This window comes from Nonomuraea sp. NPDC048882 (assembly GCF_040649755.1).
GTDB classification, from domain to species: domain Bacteria; phylum Actinomycetota; class Actinomycetes; order Streptosporangiales; family Streptosporangiaceae; genus Nonomuraea; species Nonomuraea maheshkhaliensis.
In genome coordinates this window covers 102,291-116,399 of record NZ_JBEZGB010000005.1, presented here as the reverse complement: position 1 = coordinate 116,399, position 14,109 = coordinate 102,291, and the positions used below count along the sequence as shown (strand labels likewise).

The 14,109-nt window shown below is 71.6% G+C and carries 14 protein-coding genes; 7 read left to right on the top strand and 7 right to left on the bottom strand.

All coding sequences use genetic code 11. The features are described 5' to 3' along the window. The first annotated feature begins 138 nt into the window (after positions 1-138). From AB0C27_RS19175 to AB0C27_RS19165, 3 genes are all read left to right on the top strand, one after another. Positions 139-3,021 carry an ATP-binding protein gene (locus tag AB0C27_RS19175; RefSeq protein ID WP_357845627.1) on the top strand — a complete coding sequence of 961 codons (2,883 nt, stop codon included), beginning with the start codon at positions 139-141 and terminating at the stop codon, positions 3,019-3,021. A gap of 79 nt (positions 3,022-3,100) precedes the next feature. Further along, a complete protein-coding gene (locus tag AB0C27_RS19170; protein WP_357845624.1) occupies positions 3,101-4,330 on the top strand; it encodes a MurT ligase domain-containing protein in 1,230 nt (409 codons plus the stop codon). Further along, complete coding sequence (locus AB0C27_RS19165; protein WP_346103147.1) at positions 4,320-5,033, top strand: glutamine amidotransferase; 714 nt, start codon at positions 4,320-4,322, stop codon at positions 5,031-5,033. Before AB0C27_RS19170 ends, AB0C27_RS19165 begins: the two co-directional genes overlap by 11 nt. A 2-nt stretch (positions 5,034-5,035) precedes the next feature. On the opposite strand, the gene AB0C27_RS19160 is transcribed toward AB0C27_RS19165, so the two are convergent. Beyond that, a complete protein-coding gene (locus AB0C27_RS19160; RefSeq protein WP_357845621.1) occupies positions 5,036-5,962 on the bottom strand; it encodes a TetR/AcrR family transcriptional regulator C-terminal domain-containing protein in 927 nt (308 codons plus the stop codon). Positions 5,963-6,068: 106 nt separating this feature from the next. Between AB0C27_RS19160 and AB0C27_RS19155 the strand changes: the two genes are divergently transcribed. After that, a complete protein-coding gene (locus AB0C27_RS19155) occupies positions 6,069-7,145 on the top strand; it encodes an FAD-dependent monooxygenase (protein WP_357845618.1) in 1,077 nt (358 codons plus the stop codon). A gap of 28 nt (positions 7,146-7,173) precedes the next feature. Continuing rightward, positions 7,174-8,784 carry a DUF2207 domain-containing protein gene (locus AB0C27_RS19150; RefSeq protein ID WP_357845615.1) on the top strand — a complete coding sequence of 537 codons (1,611 nt, stop codon included), beginning with the start codon at positions 7,174-7,176 and terminating at the stop codon, positions 8,782-8,784. Positions 8,785-8,789: 5 nt separating this feature from the next. Here AB0C27_RS19150 and AB0C27_RS19145 read toward each other — a convergent pair whose 3' ends face one another. Beyond that, complete coding sequence (locus AB0C27_RS19145) at positions 8,790-9,698, bottom strand: asparaginase (RefSeq protein ID WP_357845612.1); 909 nt, start codon at positions 9,696-9,698, stop codon at positions 8,790-8,792. A 72-nt stretch (positions 9,699-9,770) separates the two neighbouring features. On the opposite strand from AB0C27_RS19145, the gene dtd reads away from it, so the two are divergent. Continuing rightward, a complete protein-coding gene (dtd, locus tag AB0C27_RS19140; protein WP_357845609.1) occupies positions 9,771-10,196 on the top strand; it encodes a D-aminoacyl-tRNA deacylase in 426 nt (141 codons plus the stop codon). Between the two features lie 105 nt (positions 10,197-10,301). On the opposite strand, the gene AB0C27_RS19135 is transcribed toward dtd, so the two are convergent. The 4 genes from AB0C27_RS19135 to AB0C27_RS19120 all read right to left on the bottom strand — a co-directional run bounded on the left by AB0C27_RS19135 (position 10,302) and on the right by AB0C27_RS19120 (position 12,898). Further along, the gene (locus AB0C27_RS19135; protein ID WP_357845606.1) at positions 10,302-11,240 is read right to left on the bottom strand and encodes a folate-binding protein; all 939 of its coding nucleotides are present in this window, start codon (positions 11,238-11,240) and stop codon (positions 10,302-10,304) included. 87 nt (positions 11,241-11,327) lie between these two features. Then, complete coding sequence (locus AB0C27_RS19130; RefSeq protein ID WP_346103160.1) at positions 11,328-11,741, bottom strand: Fur family transcriptional regulator; 414 nt, start codon at positions 11,739-11,741, stop codon at positions 11,328-11,330. Between the two features lie 365 nt (positions 11,742-12,106). Further along, entirely contained in the window at positions 12,107-12,403 is a 297-nt protein-coding gene (locus AB0C27_RS19125; protein WP_357845602.1) for a DUF2470 domain-containing protein, read from the bottom strand. Between the two features lie 6 nt (positions 12,404-12,409). Further along, entirely contained in the window at positions 12,410-12,898 is a 489-nt protein-coding gene (locus tag AB0C27_RS19120; RefSeq protein WP_346103163.1) for an FABP family protein, read from the bottom strand. A 44-nt stretch (positions 12,899-12,942) separates the two neighbouring features. Between AB0C27_RS19120 and AB0C27_RS19115 the strand changes: the two genes are divergently transcribed. After that, the gene (locus tag AB0C27_RS19115; protein ID WP_357845599.1) at positions 12,943-13,305 is read left to right on the top strand and encodes a DsrE family protein; all 363 of its coding nucleotides are present in this window, start codon (positions 12,943-12,945) and stop codon (positions 13,303-13,305) included. Between the two features lie 67 nt (positions 13,306-13,372). On the opposite strand, the gene AB0C27_RS19110 is transcribed toward AB0C27_RS19115, so the two are convergent. Further along, positions 13,373-14,107 carry an alanyl-tRNA editing protein gene (locus AB0C27_RS19110; protein WP_357845596.1) on the bottom strand — a complete coding sequence of 245 codons (735 nt, stop codon included), beginning with the start codon at positions 14,105-14,107 and terminating at the stop codon, positions 13,373-13,375. Positions 14,108-14,109: the final 2 nt, after the last annotated feature.

Genomic DNA, 14,109 nt, shown 5'->3' with positions numbered 1-14,109 from the left:
GGTTGGCGGAATTTAACAAAGAACCGTCTGTGGGGGAATGAAATGCAGCCGAGTGTCTCGCTGAGCGGGCCCTGGTATCGAATCCAATCGATCGCAGCACCCTCGCGAAGCTCGTCGGCAGAGTGGGACTTCGTCACCGTGCTTCCCGCGGTGCTGTCGGCGGCGCAGCGCGACCGGCCTTTCGTCATCGGCTGGCTGTCGAGAGGATCGGGGGCGCCGCTCGAACTCATCACCAACGCGGGGCCCCTGTCGCCGCCGCGCCAGCCGCGCCGGGCCACCGACACGCCCGGTCACCCGAGCGGGCCGCAGCCGTTGCTGTTCCCCGGCGGGGCGCGCGGCACGGAGCTCGACGAGGGCTATCTCGCCGACCTGGCCGACCTGGTGTGGGCTCCATGCCCGGGGCGGCAGGCGCCGCCGCTGGGGAGCAGGGGGCGCGAGTTCGACCCCGACGAGCTCAAACGGCCGACGCTGTTCGAGTCGACGCTGGTCACGCTCATGTCGCGGCCCTTCGCCTGGCTCGTCGTCGCCGAGCCGACCGACCTGCTCGACGCCGAGGTGGCGCACCTGCGCACGCAGCTCAACGTGCTGCGCCAGTACGGCGACGCCTCAGAGCGCTCCCGCTTCGACGCCGAGCGGGCCGAGCGGCGCATGCAGGAGCTGGACGCCTTCCGCGAGGCGGGCCTGTGGAACGTGCGCGTGCTGGCCGGCGGCGCCACCGCCGACGAGCTGCGGCAGATCGCACCCGTGCTCGTGGGGTCGGTCGAGATGAGCCATCACCCGTACCGGCTGCGCAGTTCCCACGGCGCCGCCTACGCCCTGTCGGAGGCGCTGGCCGTCACCATGCAGGACCCGTCCGACGGCGCCGCGGCGCCGTTCGCGGCCACGGCGGGGGCGCTGGCCGCGCTGGCCGGGCTGCCCAGGCGGGAGGTGCCCGGCGTGCGCGTGCTGGAGTCCGGCTTCTTCGACGTCACCGCCGAGTCGAACGAGGGCGCCACCGGCGGAGAGCTGGAGCTGGGCGAGATCCTCGACGGCCAGGACCGGGGCGTGGGCACGTTCCGGGTGCCGCTGTCCACGCTCAACCGGCACGCGTTCGTCACGGGGGCGACCGGGTCGGGCAAGTCCCAGACCGTACGGCACCTGCTGGAGCAGCTCAGCAGGGCCCGCATCCCGTGGCTGGCGATCGAGCCGGCCAAGTCCGAGTACGCCGCCATGGCCGGCCGCGTCGACGACCCCGTCACCGTGATCAACCCGTCGGCCCCCGACGGCGTGCCGTTCAGCGTCAATCCGCTCGAACCCGAGCCCGGCTACCCGGTCCAGGCGCACATCGACATGGTCAGGGCGCTGTTCATGGCCGCGTTCGACGCCGAGGAGCCGTTCCCGCAGATCATGTCGCTGGCCCTGCAGCGCGTCTACGAGGCCACCGGCTGGGACGTGGTCACCGGCGGCGCCGTGCCGGGCTCCAGCGTCCCGCCCAGCGTGCCCACGCTCGAACAGCTCCAGCAGCACGCCATGGACGTCATCAAGGAGATCGGGTACGGCCGCGAGGTGCAGGCCGACGTCGAAGGCTTCATCTCGCTGCGGCTGCGCTCGCTGCGGGTGGGCTCGGCCGGGCGCTTCTTCGAGGGCGGCCACCCCGCCGACATCGGCGGCCTGCTGGAACGCGACGTCGTGCTGGCCATCGAGGACGTGGCCAACGACGAGGACAAGGCGTTCCTCATGGGCACGCTGATCATCAGGATCGTCGAGCACCTGCGCATGCGTGCCAGGCGGGAGCGCAGCCCCGAGTTGCGTCACGTCATCGTGATCGAGGAGGCGCATCGCCTGCTGCGCGACCGCGGCCAGGGCCGGGCCTCCACCCATGCCGTGGAGCTGCTGGCCGGGCTGCTCGCGGAGATCAGGGCGTACGGCGAGGGCATCGTGGTGGCCGAGCAGATCCCCACCAAGCTCATCTCCGACGTGGTCAAGAACACCGCGCTGAAGGTCGTGCACCGGCTGCCCGCCGAGGACGACAGGTCGCTCGTTGGGGCCGCCATGAACCTGAGCGAGGAGCAGTCTCGCCACGTGGTCTCGCTCCAGCCGGGCTCGGCCGCGGTGTTCGCCGACGGCATGGACCGGCCGCTGCGGGTGCGCGTGCCGCTGGGGGAATCCAGGGAGAAAGTGCTGCCAGGACCGCCGCCGCCCATCCGGGGGCGCAGGTCGGCCGCGTGCGGGGCGCAGTGCCGTACCGGGCAGGCGTGCACGCTGGTGGAGCTGCGCGAGGCCGACGTGCTCGCCGACGCCTCCGACTGGGCCTGGCTGCGCATCTGGTGCGACACGGTCGTGCTGGCCTTCGTCAGCAACCGGCCGCTGCCCGGCGTGCCGCGCGCCCTGTCGGCCGCCTGGGCCGACCTGCCGGCGCGGCGCAGGGAATGCCTGCTCGCCACCCTCGTCGAACGTGCGGTGCAGCGGCGCGCCTGGTCGCTGCGGAGCTGGTTCGATCCGGCGCTGCTGACGGAGAAGGCCGCCGAGACCGCCACCCGCCTGCTGTCAGGACTCGACGGCGGCGGCGAGCGCCCTGGCGCGTCGTGGGTCATCCCGCAGGTGCGCTGGCTGCACGAGGCCGACCGGCTCTTCCCGTACGGGCAGCCGGCCCCGAACCTGCGCAGCCCCGCGCCGCCCATGGAGTACGCCCTGTTCCGCCCGCCGAACGGCAACGGCTCGGGCGACCTGATCCACGCCGAGCTGCTCGGCCACCGGGCCAAGGCGCTGCGCCACCATCCGCTGTCGATGGAGGTGGAGCACAACCGGGCGCTGGCCTGGCGGGTCATCCTCGGCGACGACGAGGCCGAGGCCGTGCAGCGCGACATCGTGACGGTCGCCATCGGCGTCGAGGCCTCGGCCAGGATCAGGCACGTGGGGCAGACGATGGGGGCCGGCTGGCTGGAGGGGGTGCTGTCGTGGCCGCGCAGGTTCGTGCTGCCGTTCGAGCAGGGCGGCGCTCCGGAGATCGCCTTCGCCGAGCCCGCCCCTTCCCCCGCCTGACCGCCGCCGGCTAGCCGGCGGGCTGCGTTTTGCTGTGGTTCTCCAGACTTGGGGTCAACGACGACTAGGATCCATGCACATGACCCAGCTTCCTCTGCGGGCCCAGCTCGCCAGCGCCCTGGGCCGCAGTGCCGCCACGCTGTCCAGGATGACCGGGCGTGGTGACGGCTCGGTGATCGGCGGGCGGGTCGGCCTGATGCTCGAGCCCGACCTCCTGCGCCAGCTCGCCAGAGATCGCAAGCTGGCCCTCGTCAGTGCGACCAACGGCAAGACCACCACGACCAGGTTGATCACGTCGGCGCTGCTGGAGCTCGGCGAGGTGGCCACCAACGTCTTCGGTGCCAACATGCCGGCCGGCCACGTCTCCGCGCTCTCCCAGCACAAGCGGGCCCCCTACGGCGTGCTGGAGGTGGACGAGAAATACCTCCCGGAGGTGCTCGACACCACCGGCGCCAGCGTCGTCTGCCTGATGAACCTCAGCCGCGACCAGATGGACCGCGCCGCCGAGATCTGGCTGCTGGCCCAGAAGTGGCGCAGGGCGCTGTCCGGCAAGCCGACCCACGTGATCGCCAACTGCGACGACCCGCTCGTCACCTGGGGCGCCTCGACGGCCGCCAAGGTGACCTGGGTCGCCGGCGGGCAGCGCTGGAAGGAGGACTCCTGGTGCTGCCCCGAGTGCGGCGGCCCGCTCGACCGCAAGGACGCCGACTGGGCGTGCAGGGAGTGCACGTTCCACCGGCCCGAGCCGCAGTGGGTGGTCGACGACGACGCGGCGATCGACCCCCAGGGTCAGCGCTGGCTGCTCGACATCCAACTGCCCGGCCAGGCCAACCGCTCCAACGCGGTGATGGCGCTGGCGGTGGCCGACGCGTTCGGGCTGCCGGTGGAGCAGGCGCTGCCCAGGTTGCGCGAGGTCACCTCGGTGGCCGGCCGCTACACCACCGTCGAGCGTGACGGCAGGCACGCGCGGCTGCTGCTGGCGAAGAACCCGGCGGGCTGGCTGGAGGCGTTCGACGTCGCAGACCCGCAGTTCCCGATCATCCTGTCGGTCAACGCGCAGGGCCCCGACGGCCGCGACACCTCGTGGCTGTGGGACGTCGACTACCGCATCCTGCGCGGGCGGCCCGTCTTCGTCGCCGGTCAGCGCCGGCTCGACATGGCGCTCAGGCTCGACGTGGCCGACGTGCCGTTCACGCTGTGCGGCACGTTCTCGGAGGCGCTGGCCATGCAGCCGCCCGGCCGGGTCGACGTGATCGCCAACTACACCGCCTTCCAGGACATCCGAACGGAGTTCGGCCGTGCCGTCTGACAGTGCCCTTCGCATCGTCTGGATCTACCCCGACCTGCTGAGCACCTACGGTGACCAGGGCAACGTTCTGGTCCTTGAGCAGCGGGCACAGCGCAGGGGCATCGAGACCGAGACGATCCACGTACGCTCGGCCGACCCCGTTCCCGAGACCGGCGACATCTACCTGATCGGCGGCGGCGAGGACCGGCCGCAGATCCTGGCCGCCGAGCGCCTGCGCAGGGACGGCGGCCTGCACCGGGCCATCGCGCGCGGGGCGGCCATGCTGGCCGTGTGCGCCGGGTACCAGATCATGGGCAGCACGTTCGGCGGCGAGGAGGGCCAGCCGGTCGACGGCATCGGCCTGCTCGACATCGCCAGCACCCGGGGTCCGGCGCGGGCCGTGGGCGAGCTGGTGGCAGAGGTGGACGCCGCGCTCAACCTGCCCACGCTGACCGGCTTCGAGAACCACATGGGCGTCACCAGCCTCGGCCCCGGCGTCAGGCCGCTGTCGCAGACGATCAAGGGCGTGGGCAACGGCGACGGGTTCGAGGGCTGCTACGCGGGCCACGTCGTGGGCACCTACCTGCACGGCCCCGCGCTGGCCCGCAACCCGGCGCTGGCCGACCTGCTGCTGTCATGGCGGGCCGGGGAGCTGGCCCCGCTCGACGACTCCCGCTACGAGGCCCTGCGCCAGGAGCGGCTGACGGCCGTCCTGCAGAGCTGACGTCATCGCCCATTCCGGCCTCGGTCGCGTTCGATCAGCGGGGTGAGCCCGTCGAGCAGCGCGCCGAGGCCGAACGCGAAGAGCCGGTCGAGGTCGAGGTCGAACTCGCCCAGCTCGTCCAGGAGCTGGACGAAGGCCGGATAGTCCCTCGACTCGCCGATCCAGCGCAGCTCGTCGCCCTGCTCGTCCATCCACTCGTCGGCGGTGACCCCGGTGGCGGCCTGGGCCCGCCGTTCCTTCTCGATGTTGGCCGCGATGCCCTGCACGTAGCCGTAGAGCGTGATCTGCACGTACATCCTGGTCTCGGCGTCGAGCCCGCTGCCCGCCAGCGCCCGCATGGCCCACTCCGTGTGCCGGAGCAGCGCGGGTGAGGGCACCGGCCGGGTGATCGAGCTCAGCCCGGCCATCCACGGGTGGGCGCGGTAGGCGGCCCACTGCAGGCGGGCGATCGTCTCCAGCCCGGCCCGCCAGTCGTCCGGCTGCTCGTCGGGCAGCGTGAACTCCGCGACGGCCGCGTCCACCATGAGCACCACCAGGTCGTCCTTGCCGCCCACGTGGCGGTAGAGGGACATGGTGGCCACCCCCAGCCGGTCGGCGAGCGCGCGCATGGTCAGCTCGGCCAGCCCGTCCGCGTCGGCGAGCTCGACGGCCGCGCGCACCACGCGCTGCCGCGTCAGGTCGTGCTCGGAGGCGGTCGGCCTGGGCTTCCGGCCGCGGGCCCGCGCCACCACGGTGCCGACGCGCGGCTCGGCCACCACGACGCCCTCCCTGGCCAGCAGCGTGAGCGCCTTGGCGGCGGTGGCCAGGGCGACGTTCCAGTCGCGGGCCAGCTGCCTGGTCGAGGGCACCCGCTCGCCGGGGCGCAGCCTGCCCTCCGCGATGCGCCGCTTGATGTCGGCCGCGATCAGGGCGTGGGGAGGGGTGGTCATGCGTCCTCCTGTACTAGGACAGATCCTCTCACTATAGCCTTGCTGCCTGCTGTATGTACTGCGTACATTCAGGTCCGCGTACAACGTCAACAGCAAGGAGCGGATCATGAGAGTTCTCGTGTCAGGGGCGAGCGTCGGCGGGCCCGTGCTGGCGTACTGGCTACGCGGGCACGGCCATGACGTCACGGTCGTCGAGCGCGCCCCCGCCCCGCGCAGGGGCGGCCAGGCCGTCGACATCAGAGGCGCCGCGCTCACCGTGGCCGCGCGCATGGGCCTGCTGGAGCGGATCAAGGCGCGGCGCACGACCATGCGCGGCATGTCCATGGTGGACACGGCCGGCAACGAGCTCATGCGCGACGAGGAGAGCACGCTGAGCGGCGGACGTTTCGACAGCCCCGACGTCGAGATCATGCGCGACGACCTCGTCGCCATCCTCCTCGGCGCCTCCGACGCCCGCTATCTCTACGGCGACTCGATCGCCATGCTGAGCGAGGACGGCGAGGTGACGTTCGAGAGCGGCCGCGTCGAGCGCTACGACCGCGTCATCGGCGCCGACGGGCTGCACTCCAACGTGCGCCGGCTCGCCTTCGGCCCGGAGCGGCAGTTCGTGCACCACCTCGGCACCTACGTCTCCATCTACACCGCCCCCAACTTCCTCGGCCTGGACCGCTGGCAGACCTGGTTCAACGAGGGCGAGGCGGGCGGCGCGCTGTTCAGCGACCGCGACCCGGGCGAGCTGCGGGTCAACCTGGGCTTCAGGTCCGAGGTGATCGACTACGACCACCGCGACGTCGAGGGGCAGAAGCGGCTCGTCCAGGAGCACTGCACCGGGGTCTTCGAGGCGGAGCGGCTGCTGAAGGCGATGTGGGAGTCCGACGACTTCTACTTCGACGCCATGGCCCAGGTCAGGATGGAGCACTGGACGAAGGGGCGGGTCGCGCTGGTGGGCGACGCGGGCTACTGCGCCTCGCCGCTGTCGGGGCAGGGCACGAGCCTGGCCATGGTGGGGGCGTACGTGCTGGCGGAGGAGCTCGCTCGCGACCCGCATGCGGCGTACGCGCGCTATGAGGAGCGGATGCGCCCGTTCGTCGCGGCGAACCAGGCACTCGCCCACGAGAACCCCGGCCAGGGGGCCGCTCCGGAAAGCGTCCAGCGGGCGGCGGCCGGCATCACGCTGGACTGACAGGGCTTAACCGCTACGATTTCCCGCCATGACGGGTATCAGACTCACGTTGGCCGCCCTGGCGGCCACCGCTCTGACGTTGACCGCCGCCCCCGCCGCCCTGGCAGCGGAGGCCGGGATCACGGACGAGGTGACGATGACCCTCGGCAAGGACGGCACCCTGCACGTGGTCGAGAAGATCACCGGGGCTTCCGGCGGGCTCAAGCGGACATTCATCACCAGGACGCGGTACGACGACGCCAACGACCGCCTCTACCAGATCGCGAACGTCAAGGGCGGCACCCTCAGCGGCGACGTGCTCACCGTGACGGGCGAGACCGTCGAGTACGACGTCAAGGGAGCGGTGACCACGTCGGGCGGTGTCGAGGAGCTGCGCTGGTTCGCCGTGAACGGCTGGAACCAGCAGGTCGCCAAGGCCACGGTCAAGGTGAGCGGCCCCGGGCAGGTCCAGAACCTGTCCTGCTTCGCCGGCGAGCTCACCTCCGCCATCGGCTGCACCTCGGCCTCCATGGACCACTCGGCCACCCAGGCGGACTTCGAGCAGGAGGCGATCCCGGCCGGCCAGGCCCTCACCGTCGTCGTCGGCTACCCGAAGGGCTCAAGCGGCGGCGCGCCGATCCTGGAGCGGCGCTTCTCCCTGGCCGCCGCCTTCACGCTCGACACCGTCACCGGCGGCGCGCTGGCCGGCCTGCTGGTGCTGCTGCTCGGCGGCGTCGCGCTGATCTACTGGACGCGCGGCAGGGACGCCAGGGTCGCCGGGCACGAGGGCGGCGCGGTCGATCCGGTGCAGAACGGTCACTTCTCCCCGCCCGACGGGGTCCGGCCCGGTCAGATCGGCACCCTGGTGGACGAGCAGGCCGACGTGGTCGACGTGACCGCCACCATCATCGACCTCGCGGTCCGCGGCTTCCTGCGCATCGACGAGCAGCCGCGGCAGGCGTACGACGCCCCCGACTGGATGCTGGTCAGGAACCCGAACGCGCCCGTGCACGACCTGCTGCCGTACGAGAAGGCCCTCTACGACGCCATCTTCGACGGGCGCGACGCGGTGCTGCTGTCGCAGTTGTCCGGCTCGTTCGTCAGCCACCTGGGCAAGGTGCGCGACGCGCTCTACGCCGACGTGGTCAGGCAGGGCTGGTTCGCCCGCCGCCCCGACACCGAGCGCACCCGGTGGACCACGATCGGGGTGATCCTCATCGGCGTCGGACTGATCGCCACGGCGGCGCTGGCCTGGCTCACCACGTACGGGCTGCTCGGTCTGGCCCTGGTCATCGCGGGCGGCGCGCTGGCCGTCGGCGGCCAGTACATGCCGGCCAAGACCGCCAAGGGCTCGGCGGCGCTGGCGCACACGATGGGCTTTCGCCAGTACCTCTTCTCCGGCGAGCTGGGCGAGGTGCCCGAGCAGCACCGGGTCGAGCTCTTCTCCCGCTACCTGCCCTACGCCGTGATCTTCGACGGGGTGGAGCACTGGGCGCGGGTGGTGGCCTCCGTCACCGGCAACGGCCACCAGGCCGACAACCTCTACTGGTATCACGGGCCGGCGGAGTGGGACCTGTCCAAGTTCGCCGGATCGATGCGCACGTTCACCACGACGACCTCCGGCGCGATCTCCGCCACCCGCCAGTTCCGCACCCTCTGAGGGCCCTAGCGGATCCTCAGCTCCCCGACGGGCCGCCCGCCGCCCAGAACCGGCGGGGCGGCCAGCTCGGCCAGCTCGGGCGCGTCCAGGCCGAGCGAGCGCAGCGCCGCCACGGTGGCGGGCACGCGGGCGCGCCCCGAGCCGTCCTCCACCTTGACCGTGCCCGCGCGCCCGTCCTCGAACACGAACGCCTCGAACCCCTCGGCGCCCGTCTTCAGCATCAGGCCGGGCAGGGCCCGCATCAGCTTGGCCTCCGTCCGGTCGGTGCCCGAGGTCCACTCGGGGTGGGCGCGCATCGCGTCGAGGATCTTGCGCTCGTAGGAGTCCTCCGACGACAGCGCGAACGCCCTGAACGCCCTGGTCACCCCGAGCATCGAGACGAAGAACAGCGGCGCGCCGCACCCGTCGACCCCGGAGGCCGCGACCCGCTCGCCGGTGAACTCCTCCACGGTCGCCCGGATCGCCCGCTGCAGCGGATGCGCCGGCTCCAGGTAGGTGCTCAGCGGCCAGTCGTTCAGCACACAGGTGGCCAGCATGGCGGAGTGCTTGCCCGAGCAGTTCATCTGCACGCGCCCGCGCTCGGTGGACGCCCGGTCGAACGGATAGTCCTCAGGGCAGAGCAGCGCCTCCTCCTCCAGCCCCGCGCCCGCCAGGATCTTCCTGACACCGTCCACGTGGAAGGGCTCGCCGGAGTGGGAGGCGCAGGCCAGCGCCAGCAGCTCACCCTCCAGGTCGAGCCCGGCGCGGAGCATGCCGAGCGCCTGCAGCGGCTTCATCGACGACCGCGGGGACACCGGCACGTGCACCGCGCCCCTCGTCTCGACCGGGCGCCCCTGGGCGTCCGCCGTCAGCACGCGCACCTGATGCGTGGACTCCACGAACCCGGATCGGACGACTTCTACGATCATCGACATGTCACATCCCCTTTCGGCATGAGTGTAGGGACCGTTCTTCCTGGTCCAGAACGGGGTCCAGAATGGGATCCCATGCGAGCAGTCGTACAACGGGTCAGTTCCGCGTCGGTCGAGGTCGAGGGGCGCACGGTCGGGGCGGTCACCGAGCCCGGCCTGCTCGTCCTCGTGGGCGTCACCCACGGCGACACCCGTGCCGAGGCGGCCAAGCTCGCCGCCAAACTGTGGGGCCTGCGCATCCTGCACGGCGAGAAGTCCTGCTCGGACGTCTCGGCGCCGCTCCTGGTGATCAGCCAGTTCACCCTGTACGGCGACGCGCGCAAGGGCCGCCGGCCCACCTGGCAGGCGGCCGCCCCTGGGCCCGTCGCCGGGCCGCTGGTCGAGGCCGTGGTCGAGGAGCTGCGGACACTGGGTGCGCACGTGGAGACCGGGATCTTCGGGGCCGACATGAAGGTCTCACTGGTCAACGACGGCCCGATCACCCTGATCCTGGAGCTGTGACACCACCGCCGACCGCCCGGCCACCGCTGATCGGCGGCTGGGACGGGCGGCGCTGGGACGGGCGGCGCTGGGGCGGGCGGTGGACGGGGGCGCTGGAGCGGCCGGTCAGCGGATGCGGCGGCGCAGCGACGGATCGATGCTGACGTTGCGGCCCGCGTCCGGCGGCACCACGACCTCCTGGGCCGCGGCCACCCCACCGGCCAGCAGCGGCGCGTCCACCGGCACCGTACGCTTGATCACGGCCAGCGCGATCGGCCCGAGCTCGTGGTGCCGGGCGGCCGAGCCGACCACGCCGACCTCCTGGCTCTCGAAGATCACCGGCGCGCCGTGCGGCGGCAGGGTGTCCACGCTGCCGTCGAGGTGCAGGAAGACCAGGCGGCGCGGCGGATGCCCCAGATTGTGCACCCGCGCCACCGTCTCCTGGCCCCGGTAGCACCCCTTGCTGAGGTGCACCGCCGCACCGATCCAGGCCACCTCGTGGGGGATCGTCTTGTGGTCGGTCTCGAAGCCGAGCCGCGGCCGGTGCGCCTCGATCCGCAGCGCCTCGTACGCCCACAGCCCGGCCAGCGGCTTGCCCAGGTGCTCGGCCAGCTCGGCCCGCGGCACCAGCAAGTCCTCGTCGGCCGTGGACAGCACCGCCAGGTCGTCGACCAGGGTGACCTCGACGCGCAGCATGAACCGCATCCGGTCGAGGTAGTCGGCCAGGCTCTTGCCCGTGCCCGGCTCGACGTGGGCGAGGACGCTCTCGCCGTCGTCGACGAGCGTCATGTGGTGCTGGACGCGGCCCTGGAGGTCGAGGTCGAGCGTCTGGGTCCATTCGCCGGGACGCAGCGAGTCGAGCTTCTGCGAGGTCAGGTCGTTGAGCCATTTCAGCCGGTCGGCGCCGGAGATCCGGATCACCTCGCGGTTGCTGCGGTCGACGACCGCCTCTCCCTTGACCAGCGCGCGCTGCTCGGCGAACAGGTCGCCGTAGTGCGCCGCCACATCGGAGTCCGGAGCGTCTGCCTGGACGGCACCGGGGAGGTCGAGCAGAGGGCTACGCATGCCCTCCAGGCTATCCGCAGTCGCGTGCCGGCCAGGAAAGGGGGCGTCCGCTGGGCGCGTACAGGAGCCGGTGCGCGGAGCGGCGGGTCAGCGGCAGTTGCGGCAGCGGCCGAAGACGGTCAGGTGGTGCACGTCGGCGGCGAACCCCATCTCCGCGTCCAGCCCGTTGATCAGACCCTCGGCCAGCTCCGGCCGAACCTCGGACACCTCGCCGCACCCCCGGCAGACCAGGTGGACGTGGTCGGCCTCGGCCGCCAGGTGATAGGTCGGCGCGCCGTGCCCGAGATGGGTGTGGGTGACCATGCCGAGCTCTTCGAGCAGCTCCAGCGTGCGGTAGACGGTCGAGATGTTGACCCCGCGGGCCGTCTCGCGGACCTTGGCGCAGATCTCCTCGGGCGTGGCGTGCTCCAGGTCCTTGACCGCTTCGAGGACGAGCTGGCGCTGTGGGGTGACCCGGTAGCCCTTGGCGCGAAGTTCCTCATGCCACTGCGTCTCGGTCATGTCCCGAGTGTAGGCGCAGAGATCCGGAGGCCGCGAAGTCCGGCCGCATGCCACCGGAAGATATTCACTTGCCCCTTTCGCGGCATACCGCATAGCTTCGTTGGTACGCGGAAAGGAGGTGGTCCGAATAATGGTTAGTCATAGACGGATCAGCGAGGTGGTTGTCCGCTGACCTCGCGGACTGTTGTCTCGTGACGGTGAAGCGACTACGAGGCAACCACCGGGGCCCCTGGCAGCCGGAGGGCGGGACGCCGTCCCGACCATGGTCCATCCGGCCCGTCCGCACCGCGGGCGGAGCGATGCCCGGGGCCCTTCTCATATCCTCCGTCAGTAGCCCCCTCGGTAGGCCCCGTCGATAGGGGCTGTCAGTGCTCGCCGCGGGCCGGCAGCCCGAGCCGGCCGCACGCCTCCCGATAGAGCATCACCACGGCCTTGCGCACCTGCGCCCGCTCGGTGAGCGTCTCGCCCCAGGGCACCCGCACGACCTCCCCGCCGTCGATCGTGAACGTGATCGCCTCGGCGTCCACGTCACTCGTCACGGCGCTCGTCGCCTCGGGCCGCCCGCCCATCCCGCGCACGATGATCAGTGAGTCACCGGCGTGGTCGTCGTTCATGTGGCGCTTGATCGCCTCGACGGCGTCAGCGGTGAAGGGGGTGCTCACGGTCGCTCAGGCCACCTTCTTGAGCTCGGCCGACATGTGGTCCGTGAGCGGGTGGCCGACCGCCGCCATCTCGTACGCCCACATCAGATTGCCGTTGACCAGGCCGTAGAGCCGGTGACCCGCGCTGTACTCCTTGGCCGTGGCGGTGCGCGCGACCACGTCGGTGCGCAGCTCGATCTTGTGGAAGACGACCTCGCCGATGTAGACCTCGACGATCCCGGTCGGGTGCGAGAGCACGACCTCGATCTGCCGCTCGGGCAGGGCCCGCCAGTAGCCCGACTCGGTCGCCAGCGGTTTGACCCGGTTGCCCTCCTCGTCGAGCAGCCAGGTGCGGCTGACGTAGGTCAGGAACGGCTTCCCGTTGTGCCCGAACTCGATCTCCTGCCCGAAGTTGAAGCTCTCGATCGTCGGGTAGCCGCCCACTCCGGCGCCCTCCCACCGGCCCAGCAGGAACGAGATCGGCTCCAAGGCCGGGTGCACCTCAGGTTCTTCCATGGTCCCCAAGAGTAGTGGGGGGGCGGCGCGTTAGGGTGGCGGGCATGGCACGATCACTGGTGATCAAGGTTACCGCCGGCGCCGACGCTCCCGAGCGCTGCAACCAGGCGTTCACGGTCGCGGCGGCGGCGCTGGCGAGCGGCGTACCCGTGTCGCTGTGGCTGACGGGGGAGTCGGCGTGGTTCGCGCTGCCCGGGCGGGCCAAGGAGTTCGTCCTGCCGCACGCCGCGCCGCTGCCCGACCTGCTCGACGCCGTCCTCGCGGCCGGCCGGGTGACGCTGTGCACCCAGTGCGCGGCGCGCAGGAACATCACCGTGGACGACGTCATCGAGGGCGTCCGCATCGCGGGCGCGCCGGCGTTCGTGGAGGAAGCGGTCGCCGACGGCGCCCAGGCCCTCGTCTATTGACCCGCTACTGACCCGCGCCCCGGACGCGCGGGCGGCCGATCACGCGCGCCCCGGACACGGGCGGCGGTCAGTCGGAGATCTGGATGCGCAGGCGGCGGAAGCCGCGGCCCTTGCTCTCGATCTTGGCGACCTTGATGTGCCCGATCTGCTTGGTCGAGGCCACGTGGGTGCCGCCGTCGGCCTGGGTGTCGAGGCCCACGATGTCGACGATGCGCACGTCCTGGACGCTCTCCGGCACCAGGTTGGTCGCCGTGCGGATGATGTCGGGGATCGCGAACGCCTCGGGCCTGGGCAGCACCTTCACGTCGATGCGGCGGTCGGCCACGATCTCGGCGTTGCAGGCGTCCTCCACGGCCTCCTTGAACCCCGGCGGCACCTCGGGCAGGTTGAAGTCCATCCGGGCGCTCAGCTCGTCCATGTTGCCGCCGGTGACCAGGCAGCCGTAGTCCCTGAAGACGACCCCGCACAGCACGTGCAGGCCCGAGTGGGTGCGCATGAGGGCCGAGCGCCGCGCGTCGGCCACCGCGCCCTCGACCACGGTGCCGGCCGGCGGGATCGGGTCGCCCTCCGCCGGGATCAGGTAGAGGTCGTCGCCCTTGCGCACCCCCACGATCCGGGTCTCGACACCCTGCCAGATCAGAACTCCGTGATCCGCCGGCTGGCCGCCCCCGCCCGGATAGAATGCCGACCTGCTCAGCACGATCCCTTCGGGCGTCGCGTCCAGGACGACGGCTTCGAAGTCACGCAGATTCTGGTCGGACAGTTCCAATCGTCGCGTACGTCCGTGGAGATCGGTGCTCATAT